General features: G+C 69.1%; 15 protein-coding genes. 14 read left to right on the plus strand and 1 reads right to left on the minus strand.

The genetic code is table 11. The annotated features are described in order from the left end of the window. Positions 1–33: 33 nt before the first annotated feature. Complete coding sequence (locus RGE_RS12740; RefSeq protein WP_014428821.1) at positions 34–558, plus strand: hemerythrin domain-containing protein; 525 nt, start codon at positions 34–36, stop codon at positions 556–558. 58 nt (positions 559–616) lie between these two features. Here the strand turns inward: RGE_RS12740 and RGE_RS12745 are convergent, their stop codons facing one another. Continuing rightward, entirely contained in the window at positions 617–1,108 is a 492-nt protein-coding gene (locus RGE_RS12745; protein WP_014428822.1) for an Lrp/AsnC family transcriptional regulator, read from the minus strand. Positions 1,109–1,285: 177 nt separating this feature from the next. Here RGE_RS12745 and RGE_RS12750 point away from each other — a divergent pair, with 177 nt between their 5' ends. The 13 genes from RGE_RS12750 to RGE_RS12810 all read left to right on the plus strand — a co-directional run bounded on the left by RGE_RS12750 (position 1,286) and on the right by RGE_RS12810 (position 16,885). Further along, positions 1,286–2,593 carry an aspartate aminotransferase family protein gene (locus tag RGE_RS12750; RefSeq protein ID WP_014428823.1) on the plus strand — a complete coding sequence of 436 codons (1,308 nt, stop codon included), beginning with the start codon at positions 1,286–1,288 and terminating at the stop codon, positions 2,591–2,593. A 19-nt stretch (positions 2,594–2,612) separates the two neighbouring features. Then, a complete protein-coding gene (locus tag RGE_RS12755) occupies positions 2,613–3,914 on the plus strand; it encodes an NAD(P)/FAD-dependent oxidoreductase (RefSeq protein WP_014428824.1) in 1,302 nt (433 codons plus the stop codon). A 12-nt stretch (positions 3,915–3,926) separates the two neighbouring features. Next, positions 3,927–4,706 (plus strand): gamma-glutamyl-gamma-aminobutyrate hydrolase family protein, encoded by a 780-nt coding sequence (locus tag RGE_RS12760; RefSeq protein WP_014428825.1) that lies wholly within the window; start codon positions 3,927–3,929, stop codon positions 4,704–4,706. Positions 4,707–4,767: 61 nt separating this feature from the next. Beyond that, positions 4,768–6,135, plus strand: coding sequence for a glutamine synthetase family protein (locus RGE_RS12765; protein WP_014428826.1), 1,368 nt, complete (start codon positions 4,768–4,770; stop codon positions 6,133–6,135). A 14-nt stretch (positions 6,136–6,149) separates the two neighbouring features. After that, positions 6,150–7,532 carry an aspartate aminotransferase family protein gene (locus tag RGE_RS12770; protein WP_014428827.1) on the plus strand — a complete coding sequence of 461 codons (1,383 nt, stop codon included), beginning with the start codon at positions 6,150–6,152 and terminating at the stop codon, positions 7,530–7,532. 47 nt (positions 7,533–7,579) lie between these two features. After that, positions 7,580–8,680 carry a polyamine ABC transporter substrate-binding protein gene (locus RGE_RS12775; RefSeq protein WP_014428828.1) on the plus strand — a complete coding sequence of 367 codons (1,101 nt, stop codon included), beginning with the start codon at positions 7,580–7,582 and terminating at the stop codon, positions 8,678–8,680. Positions 8,681–8,831: 151 nt separating this feature from the next. Beyond that, the gene (locus tag RGE_RS12780; protein ID WP_014428829.1) at positions 8,832–9,935 is read left to right on the plus strand and encodes an ABC transporter ATP-binding protein; all 1,104 of its coding nucleotides are present in this window, start codon (positions 8,832–8,834) and stop codon (positions 9,933–9,935) included. A gap of 8 nt (positions 9,936–9,943) precedes the next feature. Then, positions 9,944–10,864 (plus strand): ABC transporter permease subunit, encoded by a 921-nt coding sequence (locus tag RGE_RS12785; RefSeq protein WP_014428830.1) that lies wholly within the window; start codon positions 9,944–9,946, stop codon positions 10,862–10,864. Further along, positions 10,861–11,700, plus strand: coding sequence for an ABC transporter permease subunit (locus RGE_RS12790; protein ID WP_014428831.1), 840 nt, complete (start codon positions 10,861–10,863; stop codon positions 11,698–11,700). The genes RGE_RS12785 and RGE_RS12790 overlap by 4 nt, the downstream gene beginning before the upstream one ends. A gap of 41 nt (positions 11,701–11,741) precedes the next feature. Further along, entirely contained in the window at positions 11,742–13,142 is a 1,401-nt protein-coding gene (locus RGE_RS12795) for a DUF3138 family protein (RefSeq protein ID WP_014428832.1), read from the plus strand. Between the two features lie 55 nt (positions 13,143–13,197). Further along, positions 13,198–14,694, plus strand: coding sequence for an aldehyde dehydrogenase (locus RGE_RS12800; protein WP_014428833.1), 1,497 nt, complete (start codon positions 13,198–13,200; stop codon positions 14,692–14,694). Further along, positions 14,691–15,986, plus strand: a complete 1,296-nt coding sequence (locus tag RGE_RS12805) for a glutamine synthetase (RefSeq protein ID WP_014428834.1) — start codon at positions 14,691–14,693, stop codon at positions 15,984–15,986. The genes RGE_RS12800 and RGE_RS12805 overlap by 4 nt, the downstream gene beginning before the upstream one ends. Then, entirely contained in the window at positions 15,986–16,885 is a 900-nt protein-coding gene (locus RGE_RS12810) for a DMT family transporter (protein WP_014428835.1), read from the plus strand. Before RGE_RS12805 ends, RGE_RS12810 begins: the two co-directional genes overlap by 1 nt. Positions 16,886–16,889: the final 4 nt, after the last annotated feature.

Below are 16,889 nucleotides of genomic sequence, written 5' to 3' on the forward strand. Positions count from 1 at the left end.
TCGAACAATCAGGAAAACCCTGAAGGAGTCGCGATGGCTGCAAGCTCTGGAACCAAAGCCCGTCCCGCCCGCGCCCCGGCGCCGCCGGTCCCCCCCTTCGAAGCGCTCGACCGCACGCACGCCCGCGTCATCGAGGTGCTGGGCCAGTTCGACCGCCTGCTCGCGCACATCGACGAAAACGGCGCCGACGAGGTGGCACGCGGCAGCGCCGCCGAGATCCTCGAGTTCTTCAACGGCCACGCCCGCCAGCACCACTCCGACGAGGAGCGTTTCGTCTTCCCGCAACTGCTGGCCAAGGGCGACGCCGAGCTGGTGCAGAGCATCAAGCGCCTGCAGCAGGATCACGGCTGGCTGGAGGAAGACTGGCTCGAGCTCGCGCCGCAGATCGAAGCCATCGCCGAGGGCTACAACTGGTACGACCTGGTGATGCTGCGCCACGCGCTGCCGGTCTTCACCGCGCTCTATTACGAGCACATCGGCCTGGAGGAGTCGCTGGTCTACCCGGCCGCCCGACGCCACCACGCCTCGCTGGAGGAAGGGGCGAAGTCGCGCGGCTGAGCGGCCTCGTTTCCAGCCGATGCGGGCGCCCTGCGGGGCGCCCGTTTTCGTTCCGGCTTCACAGTGGCAAGGCGCTGGTCTTCTTCACGGTGCGCAGCACCAACATGGAGTTGGAGCGCACCACGCCGGGCAGGCGCGGCAGCACCTCGGCGTGGAAACGCTCCAGGTCCTCGGCGTCGCGGTAGGTGAAGCGCACGAGGTAGTCGTTGGCGCCGGCGACGTAGAAGCAGTCCAGGATCTCCGGCGTGTCCTTGACCGCCTGCTCGAAGGCTTCGAGCTTGCCCGGCTGCGTGCTCTCCAGGTTGACGATGGTGTAGCTGGTGCCGTGGCGGCCGATCGCCCGCGGATTGAGCAGCGCCACGTAGCGGTCGACGACGCCCTGCTCTTCCAGCGCCTTCACGCGTCGCAGGCACGCCGACGGCGACAGGTGCACGCGCTGCGCGAGGTCGACGTTCGACAGCCGGCCGTCGATTTGAAGTTCCTGCAATATGGCCCGGTCGATCGCATCGAGTTTGGCAGGCCATTGCGATGAAGCTTCCGTGTTTCGCATGAAGTTGCGCCTCTCGCCGTTTTGCTCGCATCATTGTGCGCGATCGCGGGCGAACCCGCATCGACCGAGCACGCACATTGCTAACGGTCGTGGCTAGACTGGGGTCGGGTTCTCCAACCCGCCGTCCTTGTCGAAACACCCCGGCGCCGGAGCTGTGGCGCCACCCGAGAAAACGCCATGACCCAGGATCTCTCCGCTTACTGGATGCCCTTCACCGCCAACCGGCAGTTCAAGAAGGCGCCGCGCCTGCTGACCCGTTCGGAAGGCATGTACTACTGGGACGACCGCGGTCGCCAGATCCTCGACGGCGTCGCCGGGCTGTGGTGCGTCAACGCCGGGCACGCGCGGCCGAAGATCGTGCAGGCCATCCAGGCCCAGGCCGCCGAGTTGGACTACGCGCCGCCGTTCCAGATGGCGCATCCCAAGGCCTTCGAGCTGGCCGACCGCATCGCCAAGCTGGCGCCGGCCGGGCTGGACCACGTGTTCTTCACGAACTCGGGCTCCGAGTCGGTCGAGACGGCGCTGAAGATCGCGCTGGCCTACCACCGCGTGCGCGGCGAGGGCAGCCGCACGCGGCTGATCGGCCGCGAACGCGGTTACCACGGCGTCAACTTCGGCGGCATCTCGGTCGGCGGCATCGTCGGCAACCGCAAGATGTTCGGCACGCTGCTGGGCGGCGTCGACCACATCCGCCACACCCACGACCCGGCGCGCAATGCCTTCAGCGTCGGCCAGCCCGCGCACGGCGCCGAACTCGCCGACGACCTGGAACGCCTGGTCGCGCTGCACGACGCGTCGACGATCGCCGCGGTCATCGTCGAGCCGGTCGCCGGCTCCACCGGCGTGCTGCTGCCGCCCCAGGGCTACCTGCAGCGCCTGCGCGAGATCTGCGACCGCCACGGCATCCTGCTGATCTTCGACGAGGTCATCACCGGCTTCGGCCGCACCGGCCAGCCCTTCGCGTCGCAGACCTTCGGCGTGACGCCGGACCTCGTGACGCTGGCCAAGGGCGTGACCAACGGCACCGTGCCGATGGGCGCCGTGCTCGTGAAGGACACGATCCACGACACCTTCATGAACGGGCCCGAGCACCTGATCGAGTTCGCGCACGGCTACACCTACTCGGCCCACCCGCTGGCCTGCGCCGCCGGCCTGGCGACGCTGGACACCTATGCCGAGGAAGGCCTGCTGACGCGCGCCGGCGAGCTCGGCGGCTACTTCGCCGAAGGCCTGCATTCGCTGAAGGGCGAGCCGCACGTCATCGACATCCGCAACGTCGGCTTCGTCGGCGGCATCGAGCTGGCCGCACGCCCGGGCGAGCCCGGCAAGCGCGCCTTCGAGGCCTTCCTCGACTGCTACGAGCAGGGCGTGCTGATCCGCACCACCGGCGACGTCATCGCGCTGTCGCCGCCGCTGATCGTCGAACGCGCGCAGATCGACCGCATCGTCGAGTCGATCCGCACGGCGCTGCGCCGCCTGGCCTGAGGCACCGGAGACCGCCGCGATGCCGCTGCTCGACACCGACCAGGACCTGGCCCGCGACTCGTATTACGCGGCGACCGCGGTGCGTAGCCCCGGCCATGCGCCGCTGGCCGGCACGACGAGCTGCGACGTCGCCGTCGTCGGCGGCGGCCTGGCCGGGCTGTCGGCGGCGCTGGAGCTGCGCCAGCGTGGCTTCGACGTCGTGCTGCTGGAGGCCCGGGAGCTCGCCTGGGGCGGCAGCGGCCGCAACGGCGGCCAGGCGATCCACGGCCTGGCCTGCGACCAGGCGACGATCGAGGCCCAGCTGGGCCTGGACGAGGCCAAACGCGTCTGGGCGATGTCGATCGAGGCGCTGGACCTGATCCGCGAGCGCATCGCCCGCCACGGCATCGACTGCGAATGGCGCGACGGCTACCTCGGCCTGGCGACCAACGCGCGCAAAGGCGCCGAACTCGCCGAGTGGGCCGACCGTATGGAATCGGTCTACGGCTATGCGCTGACGCGCGTCGGCCCGGCCGAGGTGCGCAACTGGATCGACAGCCCACGTTTCCACAGCGGCGTGCACGACCCGCGTTCCGGGCACCTGCACCCGCTGAAGTACGCGCTGGGCATCGCGCGCGCCGCCGCCGAGGCAGGCGTGCGCCTGCACGAACACAGCCCGGTGGTCTCGATGACGCCCGGCGAGCCGGCGGTGCTGCGCACGGCCGGCGGCGAGGTGCACGCGCAGCGCGTGCTGCTCGCAGGCAACGTGTACCTCTCGGGACTGGCGCCGGCGCTGGAGCCGCGCATCATGCCGGTCGGCACGTACATTGCGTGCAGCAGCGTGCTCGACGACGCGGTGGCCGACCGGCTGATTCCGTCGCGATCGGCGGTCTGCGACACCAACTTCGTGCTCGACTACTTCCGCACCACCGACGACAACCGCATGCTCTACGGCGGCCGCGTCAGCTACAGCACGCTGACGCCGTCCAACCTCGCGGAAAGCATGCGCCAGCGCATGGTGCTGAGCTTCCCCCAGCTCGCGTCGACCAAGGTCGATTACGCCTGGGGCGGTTTCGTCGACATCTCGATGAACCGCGCGCCCGACTTCGGCCGCCTCGCCGGCGCGCCCAACGTCTATTACCTGCAAGGTTTCTCCGGTCACGGCCTCGCGCTGACCGGCATGGCCGGCCGCCTCGTCGCCGAGGCGATCGCCGGCGACGCGTCTCGCTTCGACGTCTTCGCCAGGCTGCGCCACCGGGCCTTCCCCGGTGGCCGGATGCTGCGTACACCCGCATTGGTGCTCGGCATGGCCTGGTATAGGCTGCGAGACATCCTCGGCTGACCCCCGTACTTCATGAGCCAACGCCCCCCCGTCGTTCTCGTCACCAGCTGCAATCGCCCCTCGGGCGAACACCCCTTCCACGTCGCCGGACGCAAGTACGTCGACGCCGTGCGCCTCGCCGGCGCCTTGCCGCTGATCGCACCGCCCTTCGGGCCCGACGAGATCGACGCGCTGCTGGACACCTGCGACGGTGTCCTGCTGACGGGTTCGCAATCCAACGTGCACCCCTCGCACTTCAACGAGACGGTGCTCGACCCGACGCTCCCGCTGGACCCGGACCGCGACGCCTGGACGCTGCCGCTGATCCGGCGCGCGCTCGAGCGCGGCGTGCCGCTGTTCGGCATCTGCCGCGGCTTCCAGGAAGCCAACGTCGCGCTCGGCGGCACGCTGTACCAGGCGGTGCACCAGGCCGAGGGCCGCCACGACCACCGCGCCCCGGCGGACCAGCCGGCGGCCGTGCAGTACGACCTGGCGCACCGCGTCGACGTCGTCGCCGGCGGCGTGCTGGCGGCGATCACCGGGCGCGAGCACTTCGAGGTCAACTCGGTGCACGGCCAGGGCGTGCGCGAACTGGCCCCCGGCCTGCGCGCCGAGGCCCATGCGCCCGACGGCCTCGTCGAAGCCTTCACCCAGCCCGCCGCACCGGGCTTCAACCTCTGCGTCCAGTGGCACCCCGAGTGGCGTGCCGCCGACAACCCCGTCTCCGTCCAGCTCTTCAACGCGTTCGGCATCGCCGTGCGCGCCTACCGCGACCGGGTGCGCGGGCCCTTGCCTCGCATCCCTGCCGTCTGAGGACAGGGTTTCGTGCGCCGCCCCTTGAACGCGGCGCGCCGACAGCGAAGACAGGTGCCCCATGGTTGAAAGAGATCCCTACACGTTCAGCGAGCTCGAACAGTGGCTCAACAAGAACCGCGTCACCGAGATCGAGTGCCTCGTGCCCGACCTCACCGGCGTGGCCCGCGGCAAGATCCTGCCGCGCGAGAAGTTCACCGAAGACCGCGGCATGCGGCTGCCCGAAGCCATCGTGGCGATGGGCGTGACCGGCGAGTTCCCCGAGGAGGGGCCGTACTACGACGTCATCACGCCGACCGACCGCGACATGCATCTGCAGCCCGACCCGAGCACGGTGCGCATCGTGCCCTGGGCGACGGACCCGACGGCGCAGGTCATCCACGACTGCTACGACCGTGACGGCAAGCTGGTGCCGTTCGCGCCGCGCTCGGTGCTGCGCCGCGTCTGCGACCTGTACGCCGAGCTCGGTCTGGAGCCGGTGGTCGCGCCCGAGCTCGAGTTCTACCTCGTCGCGCGCAACACCGACCCCGACGTGCCGCTGAAGCCGCCGGTGGGCCGCAGCGGCCGCAGCGAGACCTCGCGCCAGGCGTACTCGATCGACGCGGTCAACGAGTTCGACCCGCTGTTCGAGGACGTCTACGACTACTGCGAGAAGATGGGCCTGAACGTGGACACGCTGATCCACGAGATCGGCGCCGGGCAGATGGAGATCAACTTCTTCCACGCCCACCCGCTGGGCCTGGCCGACGAGGTCTTCCTCTTCAAGCGCACGGTGCGCGAGGCGGCGCTGCGCCACGACATGTTCGCCACCTTCATGGCCAAGCCGATCGCCGGCGAGCCGGGCAGCGCGATGCACGTGCACCAGAGCATCGTGCGCAAGGCCGACGGCCGCAACATCTTCAGCAACGAGGACGGCACGCCGAGCAAGGAGTTCTACTGGTACATCGGCGGGCTGCAGAAATACATCCCGGCGGCGATGGCGCTGTTCGCGCCCTACGTCAACAGCTACCGCCGGCTGGCGCGCTTCACCGCGGCGCCGATCAACATCCAGTGGGGCACCGACAACCGCACCGTCGGCATCCGCAGCCCGGTGGCGTCGCCGAACGCGCGCCGCATCGAGAACCGCGTCATCGGCGCCGATGCCAACCCCTACGTCGCGCTGGCCGCGACGCTGGCCTGCGGCTACCTCGGCATCCAGCACCGCATCGAGCCCTCGGCCGAATGCAAGGGCGACGCCTACCTCGGCGAGTACGCCCTGCCCCGCAGCCTGGGCGAGGCGCTGACGCTGCTGCGCGACGAGCGCGAGCTCGCGCGTGTGCTCGGCGAGGACTTCATCACCGTCTACACGGAGGTGAAGGAGATCGAGCACGCCGAATTCATGAAGGTGATCTCGCCCTGGGAGCGTGAACACCTGCTGCTCCACGTCTGAAGGAAGCCACCACGATGTCCACGCAACGCACGACCCGGGAATGGCAGGCCGCCGACGCGGCGCACTTCCTGCACCCGTTCACCGACTTCCAGGCGCTGTCGCGCAAGGGAGCCCGCGTCATCGAACGCGCCGAGAACATCTACCTCTGGGACACCGAGGGCCACAAGATCCTCGATGCGATGAGCGGGCTGTGGTGCGTCAACGTCGGCTATGGCCAGCAGGCCCTGGTCGACGCGGCCACCGCGCAGCTGAAGCAGCTGCCCTTCTACAACGCCTTCTTCCAGACCGCGACGCCGCCGGCCATCGAGCTGGCCGAGCTGCTGGCCGAGGTGACGCCACCGCAGTTCAAGCACGTCTTCTTCAGCGGCTCGGGCAGCGAAGGCAACGACACCGTCGTGCGCATGGTGCGCCGCTACTGGGACCTGCTCGGCCAGCCCGAGCGCCAGGTCATCATCAGCCGCGACAACGCCTACCACGGCTCGACGATGGCTGGCGCCTCGCTGGGCGGCATGAGCGGCATGCACGCCCAGGGCGGGCTGCCGATCCCCGGCATCGTGCACATCGGCCAGCCCTACCGGCACGAGAACGGCAAGGGCCTGTCGCGCGACGAGTTCGGCCTCGTCGCAGCGCGCTGGCTCGAAGAGAAGATCCTCGAGGTCGGCCCCGAGCGAGTCGCCGCCTTCATCGGCGAGCCGATCCAGGGCGCCGGCGGCGTCATCATCCCGCCGGCGACCTACTGGCCCGAAGTCCAGCGCATCTGCGACCAGTACGGCATCCTGCTGGTCAGCGACGAAGTCATCTGCGGCTTCGGCCGCACCGGCCGCTGGTTCGGCTGCGAGACCATGGGCACCAAGCCCGACCTGATGACCTTCGCCAAGGGTGTGACCAGCGGCTACATCCCGCTGGGCGGCGTGATGGTCGGGGAGCGCGTCGCCAAGGTGCTGATCGAGAAGGGCGGCGAGTTCGCCCACGGCTACACCTACAGCGGCCATCCGGTGGCCTGCGCGGTGGCCCTGGCCAACATCAAGCTGATGCGTGAGCTCAAGCTCGTCGAGCACGTTCGCGACGACGTGGGCCCGTATCTTGCGAGCCAGTTCGCGACGCTGCGCGACCATCCGCTGGTCGCCGACGCGGAAACCTGCGGGCTGATGGGTGCGATCCTGCTGGCCAAGGACAAGGCGACGGGCACGCCCTTCCCCGAGTCCCTGGAGATCGGCATGGTCTGCCGGGGCCACTGCTTCCGCGAAGGCCTGATCATGCGGGCGGTCGGTGACCGGATGATCATCGCGCCCCCGCTCGTGATCACCCGGGCGCAGATCGACGAGATGATGGGTCTGATCCGTCGATGCCTGGATCTGACGCTCGCCGATGCCAAGGCGGGTGGCTGGCTGTCTTAGACTCGCGCGCTGTTCACGATTCCCCCCCATTCATCGGAGGTTTCCTCATGAACTTGAAGTCCGTCCTGGCGATGGCTGGCCTCGCCCTGGCCTGCTCGACCGTGTTCGCCCAGGAAGAAGAAAAAGTCCTGAACATCTACAACTGGTCGGACTACATCGCCGAGGACACGATCAAGAACTTCGAGAAGGAAACGGGGATCAAGGTCCGCTACGACAACTTCGACAACAACGAGATCGTGCACGCCAAGCTGGTGGCGGGCAAGACGGGTTACGACATCGTCGTGCCCTCGTCGAACTGGGCCAAGCTGCAGCTCGAAGGCGGGCTGCTGCGCAAGCTGGACAAGTCGCAGATCCCGAACCTCAAGAACCTCGATCCCGCGGTCGAAGCGGCGCTGGCCAAGATGGACCCGGGCAACCAGTACATGGTCGACTGGCTCTGGGGCTACACGACGGTCGGCATCAACGTCGACAAGGTGAAGGCGGCGCTGGGCTCGACGCCGATGCCCGACAACGTCTGGGACCTGGTCTTCAAGCCCGAATACATCTCCAAGCTCAAGAGCTGCGGCGTCAGTTTCCTGGACTCGGCCTCGGAAGTCGTGCCGGCCGCGCTGCACTACCTGGGCAAGCCCTCGTTCAGCAAGACGCCCAGCGACTATGCCGCCGCCGGCCAGGTGCTGAAGGCCGTGCGCCCGTACATCACGCTGTTCAGCTCGTCGGGCTACATCAACGACATGGCCAACGGCTCGATCTGCCTGGCGCTGGGCTGGTCGGGTGACATCAACATCGCGCGCCAGCGCGCGATCGACGGCAAGACCGGTCAGAAGATCGAGGCGCTGATCCCGAAGACCGGCGGGCTGCTGTTCTTCGACGTGATGGTGATTCCGGCGGACGCACCGCGCCCGGGCAACGCGCAGAAGTTCATCAACTACATCCTGCGCCCGGAAGTGCACGCGTCGCTGAGCAACAAGGTCTTCTACGCCAACCCGAACGCCGAATCGCGCAAGTTCGTGAAGCCCGAAGTGGCCAACAATCCGACCGTCTTCCTGTCGCCGTCGGACATGGCCCGCATGGTCCCGCCGGATTCGCTGAACAACGACCTGCGCCGGCTGATGACCCGCACCTTCACCTCCTTCAAAACCGGAATGTGAGCCCAGGGACTTGAGCCCCCCGTAGCGCCTGCGGCGCTCCCCCCCGAGGGGGGCGCCGCCAGCGGATCGGCACAGCCGGTCCGCGGCGGCAGCTTGATGCGTTTCTCGACAGTCATTTCTCCAATTAGATAGACACAGGCCCGCCGCTGAGATGGTTGCCACCGACAAAGAAAAGCAGTTCCTGCAGATCCAGGACGTCGTCAAGGACTTCGACGGTCACCGCGCGGTCAATCACGCGAACGTCGACATCGCCAAGGGCGAGATCTTCGCCCTGCTTGGCCCCTCGGGCTGCGGCAAGAGCACGCTGCTGCGCATGCTCGCCGGCTTCGAGACGCCGACCTCGGGCCGCATCCTGCTGAACGGCGTCGACCTGGCGACGCTGCCGCCGTACGAGCGGCCGATGAACATGATGTTCCAGAGCTACGCGCTCTTCCCGCACCTGACGGTGTGGGAGAACATCGCCTTCGGCCTCAAGCGCGAAGGCCAGCCCAAGGACCGCATCGCCGAACGTGTCGAGGCGATGCTCAAGCTGGTGCAGCTCACCAAGTACGCCCAGCGCAAGCCGCACCAGCTCTCCGGCGGCCAGCAGCAGCGTGTCGCGCTGGCGCGCAGCCTGGCCAAGCAGCCGCAGCTGCTGCTGCTCGACGAGCCGCTGGGCGCGCTCGACAAGAAGCTGCGCGAACAGACCCAGATCGAGCTCGTCAACATCATCGAGCAGGTCGGCGTGACCTGCGTGATGGTCACCCACGACCAGGAAGAGGCGATGACGATGGCCACCCGCCTGGCCGTCATGTCCGAGGGCCGCTTCCTGCAGGTCGGCCAGCCCAGCGAGATCTACGAGACGCCGGCGACGCGTTTCGTCGCCGACTTCATCGGCAACGTCAACCTGATGGACGGCACGCTGACGGTCGACGAACCCGACCACGTCGTCATCGCCTCGGCCGACTGCAAGCACTACGTCGGCCACGGCATCACCGGCACCGAAGGCATGCCGGTCACGGTGGCGCTGCGCCCCGAGAAGATCCACATCTCGCACCACAAGCCGGCCGAAGACGAGTTCAACTGCGCGCCCGGCAAGATCAAGGAGCTGTCGTACTTCGGCATGTTCACCGTCTATCACGTCGTGCTGCCCAGCGGCGCGCTGATCAAGGTGAGCATGGCCAATACGCAGCGCCATCGCGACGAGCTGTACACCTGGGGCGACGAGGTCTGGGTGCACTGGTCGCGTTCGGCCCACGTCGTCCTCACCCAGTGAGCGCGGCCGTGCAACGCTTCAAGTCCTGGTTCACCGGGCGGCGGCTGGTCATCGCGGTCCCGTACGCGTTCCTGCTGCTGTTCTTCCTGTTCCCGTTCCTGATCGTCGGCAAGATCAGCGTCTCCGAGATGGAGGCGGTCGCCTTCAAGGACGTGATCACCTTCGCCGACGGCGTCTTCCAGCTGACGCTGAAGTTCGGCAACTACCTCTACATCGCCGAGGACAGCCTCTACTTCAAGACCTACCTGAGCAGCGTGCACTACGCGGCGCTGACGACGGCGCTGTGCCTGTTCATCGGCTACCCGTTCGCCTACTTCATGGCGCGCGCACGCAGCACGGTGCAGCCGGCGCTGCTGATGCTGGTGATGCTGCCGTTCTGGACCTCGTTCCTGCTGCGCGTCTACGCCTGGAAGGGACTGCTGAGCGACGGCGGCGTCGTCGCCCAGTTCGTCATCGGCACCGGGATCGACCAGCTGCTGGCGGCACTCGGGCTGATCCCGGCGCCGGGCAAGCTGATGAACACGCCGTTCTCGCTGATCCTCGGCATGGTCTACACCTACCTGCCGTTCATGATCCTGCCGCTGTACGCCAACCTGTCCAAGATGGACCTGCGGCTGCTGGAAGCGGCCGCCGACCTGGGCGCCTCGCCCTGGGTGGCGTTCTGGAAGATCACCGTGCCGCTGTCCAAGGCCGGGATCATCGCCGGCTCGATGCTGGTGTTCATTCCCTGCGTCGGCGAGTACGTGATTCCCGAACTGCTCGGCGGTCCCGAGACGCTGATGATCGGCCGCGTCATCTGGGACGAGTTCTTCTCCAACAACGACTGGCCGATGGCCTCGAGTGTCGCGGTCATCATGATCCTGCTGATCATCGTGCCGCTGGCGATCTTCAACAAATACCAGGCCGAGGCGCAGGAGACCGTGCGATGAAGGCCTCGCGCTTCAACCTGTGGTTCGGGCGCGCCTGGCTGGCGGCGGGCTTCTTCTTCCTGTTCCTGCCGATCGTCGCGCTGGTCGTCTACTCGTTCAACGACTCGCCGCTGCCCAACGTCTGGCGCGGCTTCACGCTGCGCTGGTACCAGTCGCTGCTCAACGACGGCGAGATCATCGCCGGCTTCGTGCTGAGCCTGAAGGTCGCCTTCCTGACGGCCTGCGGCTCGGTGGTACTGGGCACCGTCGCGGCCTTCGTGCTCGTCAAGTACAAGCGCTTCGCCGGCCGCACGGTGTTCAGCGGCATGGTCAACGCGCCGCTGGTGATGCCCGAGGTCGTCGTCGGCCTGTCGCTGCTGCTGATGCTGGTCAGCGTGCAGCGCGCGCTGGGCTTCCCCGAGCGCGGCCTGGTGACGATCTGGATCGGCCACCTGCTGCTGGGCATGGCTTACGCGACGGTGGTCGTGCAGTCGCGGCTGCAGGACCTGAACCCGCGGCTCGAAGAAGCGGCGATGGACCTGGGCGCACGCCCGGCGCAAGTCTTCTGGCTGGTAACGCTGCCGATGATCGCCCAGTCGCTGGTCTCGGCCTGGCTGCTGACCTTCACGATCTCGCTGGACGACGTCGTGCTGTCGAACTTCCTGTCGGGCCCGGGCGCGACGACGATGCCGCTGGTCATCTTCTCGCGCGCCCGCCTGGGGTTGAACCCGAGCGTCAACGCCGTCGCCGCGATCACCGTCGCGGTCGTGTCGATCGGCGTCATCGTCGCCAGCTACGTCATCGCCCGCCGCGAGCGCCAGCGCCTGCTGGACGCGGCCGCGGCCGCCCGCGCCTGAGCATCGCAACGGATCCGAACACCACCCGAGGAGGAATCCTGATGAAGCCCGTCCGCCTGACCGCCCTCGTGCTCGCGATCGGCGCCGCCTTCCCGGCGGCCGCGCAGAGCAACGAAGACCTGCTGAAGGAACTGCGCGCGCTGCGCGACCGCGTCACCGAGCTGGAGAAGAAGCTCGCCGCGCAGCCGGCGGCCGCGCCGGCGCCGCAGGCCGGCCAGTGGGGCATGACGCCCGAGCAGGCGCAGGAGCTGGCCCGCATCGGCACCAAGACCGAGGCGCTGCAGGACAACTTCGAGGCCCAGGGCTTCAAGGGCCTGAAGATCACCGGCCAGATCGACCCGACCTGGATCTACAACCGCCGCGCCAACGACGCGTCCTTCGTGCTGCTCAACCGCGAGGACGGCCGCTACACCTACGACAACTCGTACTTCGGCATGGCCGTGCTCGACATCCTGAAGGAGACCGAGAGCGGCACGATCTGGCACCTGACGCTGGCGCCCGAACGCGGCACCGGCGCGCTGATCAACGGCGGCTCGATCATCCACGAAGCCTCGGTCGCGATCCCGCTGGAGGACCTGCAGACGCGGCTGTGGGTCGGCCAGATCCCCGACTGGACCGGCTACGAGATCACGCTGCCGGCGGGCAACAAGCTGGTCACGCACAACCTGCTGTTCGACTTCATGGCGCCGACCGCCTACACCGGCGCGGTCTACATGACGACCGTCGGCAAGTGGCAGCTCAAGGGCGGCCTGGCCAACGTCAACACCGCGCGCAACAGCTCGGGCAACAAGACGCCGTCGCTTATCTTCCGTGCCGACTACGCCAAGGGTGAGTTCAGCGGCTTCGGCTTCAGCGGCCTGCACGGCAAGCTGCACAACTACGCGACGGATGACACGGACGCCGACGGCAATGCGGTGTTCTCCGATCAAGGCCGCAACACGCTGGCCACGCTGCTCGAGGCCGACGCCTATTTCGTGCGCGGCGACCTGTCGCTCTTCGGCCAGCTCAGCTACGGCCAGCAGAAGAAGGCCGCGATCTACAGAGAAAACGGATTGCGCGACGCACGCTGGTGGGGCCTGTCGACGACCGCCGCCTACAAGCTGACGCCGCGCATGGAAGGCGTCGTGCGCGCCGACTACGTCTACAACCGCAAGAACGGCGGCGGCCTGCTGGGCTACAGCAGCGACGACGGCGCCAACGGCATCGGCCGCGGTCTGGCGCTGGATGCCGACGGCAACGTCGTGCTGGCGGGCGACCCGTCCAAGGGCGCCAACCGCTACGCGCTGACCGTCGGTGCCAACTACCGCTACGACGAGAACACGCTGTTCAAGCTCGAATACCGCTACGACGGCGCGACGCAGGCGGTGTTCGAGGACCTCAAGGACGGCGGCTACAGCAAGAACAACCACCTGCTCGGTGCCTCGGTGGTCGTCAGCTTCTGACGCCGCGCCGCCCGGCGGGCCCGTGCGGCCCGCGCCTTGCCCACCAGGAGACGCGATGAACAACCCGACCCCGAACTGGCGCGAACGCGCCGCGGCGCTGGCCCTCGACGGCCGTGCGCTCGTCGACGGCCAGCGTGTCGCCGGCGTCTCCGGCGAGACCTTCGAGAAGCGCTCGCCGATCGACGGCCGCCGCCTGGGCGACGTCGTGCGCGGCCGTGCCGAGGACGTGGACCGCGCGGTGGCCGCCGCCCGCGCGGCCTTCGACGACCGCCGCTGGGCCGGCAAGGCGCCGGCGGTGCGCAAGAAGATCCTGCAGCGTTTCGCCGACGGCATCCTCGCCGCCAAGGAGGAGCTGGCCCTGCTCGAGACGCTGGACATGGGCAAGCCGATCCGCTGGTCGCTGGCGGTCGACGTGCCGGCGACGGCACGCTGCATCACCTGGTACGCCGAGGCGGTGGACAAGGTCTACGACGAGATCGCGCCGACCGCCGACAACGCGCTGGCGCTGATCACGCGCGAGCCGATGGGCGTCGTCGGGGCGATCGTGCCTTGGAACTACCCGATGATCATGGCCGCCTGGAAGCTCGGGCCGGCGCTGGCGGCGGGCAACTCGGTGGTCTTGAAGCCCAGCGAGAAGAGCCCGTTCACCGCGCTGCGCCTGGCCGAGATCGCCATCGAGGCCGGGCTGCCGCCGGGGGTCTTCAACGTCGTGCCGGGCTACGGCGGCGAAGCCGGCGAGGCACTGGCGCTGCACCCCGACGTCGACGCGATCGGCTTCACCGGCAGCACGCGCATCGGCCGGCGCATGCTGGAGTACGCGGGGCGCTCGAACCTGAAGCGCGTCTACAACGAGCTGGGCGGCAAGTCGGCCTTCCTCGTCTTCCCCGACGCCGACCTGGGCCGCGCCGCCGAGACGGTGGCCGACAGCATCTTCTTCAACCAGGGCGAGAGCTGCAACGCGCCCTCGCGCCTGCTGGTGCACGACAGCATCGCCGACGAGTTCGCCGCGCGCGTGGCGGCGCTGGCGCCCAAGTACACGCCGGCCGACCCGCTGGACCCGGCCACGGTGATGGGGGCGCTGGTCGACGAGCAGCAGATGTCCACCGTGCTCGGCTACATCGACGCCGGCCTCGCCGAAGGCGCGAGCTGCCTGGCCGGCGGCCGCCGCGCGCGCGCCGACAGCGGCGGCTTCTACGTCGAGCCGACGGTCTTCGCCGGCGTGACGAACACGATGCGCATCGCGCGCGAGGAGATCTTCGGCCCGGTGCTGTCGGTGCTGCGCTTCGCCGACGAGGCCCAGGCGGTGGCGATGGCCAACGCCAGCGCCTACGGCCTGCAGGCCAGCGTCTGGAGCGACAACGTGCACCGCGCGCACCGCGTCGCGCGTGCGCTGCGTGCCGGCACCGTGCACGTCAACCAGTACGACGAGGACGACATGACCGTCCCGTTCGGCGGCTACAAGCAAAGCGGCAACGGCCGCGACAAGAGCCTGCACGCCTTCGACAAGTACACCGAGCTGAAGACCACCTGGCTGCGCATCAACCCGGCATGAAGCCGCTGCGCGAGCGGCTCGAAGCCGCCGGCGTGCACACGCTGCTGGTCCAGTTCACCGACGTGCACGGCGTCGCCAAGGGCAAGCTGGTGCCGCTGGCGCACCTGGACGAGGTGCTGGCCACCGGCGCCGGGTTCGCCGGGCCGTCGATCTGGGGCACGGCGCTGCCGCGCTGCGGCCCGCGCTCGGAGTACTACGCGCGCGGCGACGCCGCGACCGCCCTGCCCCTGCCCTGGTGGCCGGGCGTCGCGCGCCTGGTCGGCAACGGCGTCGTCGCCGGCGAACCCTTCGACGCCTGTCCGCGCCAGGTGCTGCGCCGCGCGCGCGAGCGCCTGGCCGCGCACGGCCTGACGATGCAGACCGGCATCGAGCCCGAGTTCTTCCTGCTGAAGCGCGACGCCGCCGGCCGCTGGCTGCCGGCCGACGACGCCGACCGCCTGGACAAACCTTCGTACGACCTGAAGTCGCTGCCGCGCCAGCATGGGTTCCTGCATGCGCTGTCCGGCGCGCTGGCCGATGCCGGGCTGGACGTGCTGCAGATCGACCACGAGGACGCGCAGGGCCAGTACGAAGTCAACTTCGCCCACGACGAGGCGCTGGCGAGCTGCGACCACCTGATGCTGTTCAAGCTGGCCGCGCACGCGCTGGCCGAAGCGCGCGGGCTGGTCTTCTCGATGATGCCCAAGCCCTTCGCCGACCAGCCGGGCAGCGGGCTGCACTTCCACGTCTCGCTGTGGCGCGGCGCCGAGCCGGCGGCCGAGGTGCTGCCGGCCTTCGTCGCCGGCGTGCTGGCGCACGCGCCGGCGCTGGCGGCACTCGCCGCGCCGACCGTCAACTCGTACAAGCGCCTGACCGTCGGCGAATCGCTGTCGGGCACGACCTGGGCGCCGGCCTACGTCGCCCACGGGCCGAACAACCGCACCGCCCTCGTGCGCACCCTGCCCGGCCGCTTCGAGTGGCGGTTGCCCGACGCCAGCGCCAACCCGTACCTGGCCACCGCGGCGCTGATCGCCGCCGGGCTCGACGGCCTCGAACGCGGCCTGGTGCCGCCGCCCGCGGTCGACGACGACCTGTTCGCGCTCGACCTGGGGACGATCCGCGCGCGCGGCATCGCCCTGCTGCCGCAGTCGCTGGCCGAGGCGCTGGACGCGCTGGCCGGCGACCCGGTGGTGCTGGGCGCGCTCGGGCCCACGCTGGGTCCCGAGTTCCTGCGCCTCAAGCGCGCCGAATGGACCGAGTACGCGCGCCAGGTCAGCGGCTGGGAGCTGGAGCGCTACGCCGCCTGTTTCTGATGTCCCCGTCTCGTGTTCCGCTGCTGGCCTATGCCAGCCTGGCCTCCGGCATGGCGCTGGTCGGCTGTTACGTCGGCCTGTCGCGCCTGCTGGTCGCGGCCCTGCCCGTGTTCCTGCTCGCCTGGTTGCGTTTCGGCATCGCCGCGGTGGCGATGGCGCATTGGGTCAGGCGCCCGGCCGACGAAGCGCCCTTGTCGGCGCACGACCGCAAGCTGCTGTTCTGGGAGAGCTTCCTCGGCAACTTCCTGTTCAGCATCTGCATGCTGTTCGGCGTCAAGGCGACCTCGGCGCTGGCTGCCGGCGTCGTGATGGCGGCGATCCCCGCGGCGGTGGCGATCCTGTCGCGGCTGTTCCTCGGCGAGCGCATCTCGCGGCGCGTGATGGCGGCCATCGTGCTGGCGGTCGCCGGCATCGCGCTGCTGGCGCTGGCCAAGGCGCCGGCCGGCAGCGCCGAGGCGGCGGCGCCCTGGTGGGGCTACGCGCTGCTGCTGGGGGCCGTGGTCTGCGAGGCGAGCTACGTCGTCATCGGCAAACGCCTCACCGGCAACGTCTCGCCCAAACGCATCAGCGCGCTGATCAACCTCTGGGGGCTGGCCCTGGTGACGCCTTTCGGCGTCTGGCAGGCGCTCAGCTTCGACTTCGGCGAAGTGGCGACGTCGACCTGGGCGCTGCTGGTGTTCTACGCCATCGCCGCCAGCATGGTGACGGTCTGGCTGTGGATGGCCGGGCTGCGCCACGTGCCGGCCTCGCAGGCCGGCGTGTTCACCGTGATGCTGCCGGTCGCCGCGGCGCTGGTCGGCGTCGTGTTCCTCGGCGAGCACTTCGGCGCCGGCCATGCGGCGGCTTTCGCGCTGGCGCTGGCCGGGCTGCTGCTCGCCACCTGGCCGGCGCGGCGCTGAGCCG

The sequence above is a fragment of the Rubrivivax gelatinosus IL144 genome (genome assembly GCF_000284255.1).
Taxonomy (GTDB): Bacteria; Pseudomonadota; Gammaproteobacteria; order Burkholderiales; family Burkholderiaceae_C; genus Rubrivivax; species Rubrivivax gelatinosus_A.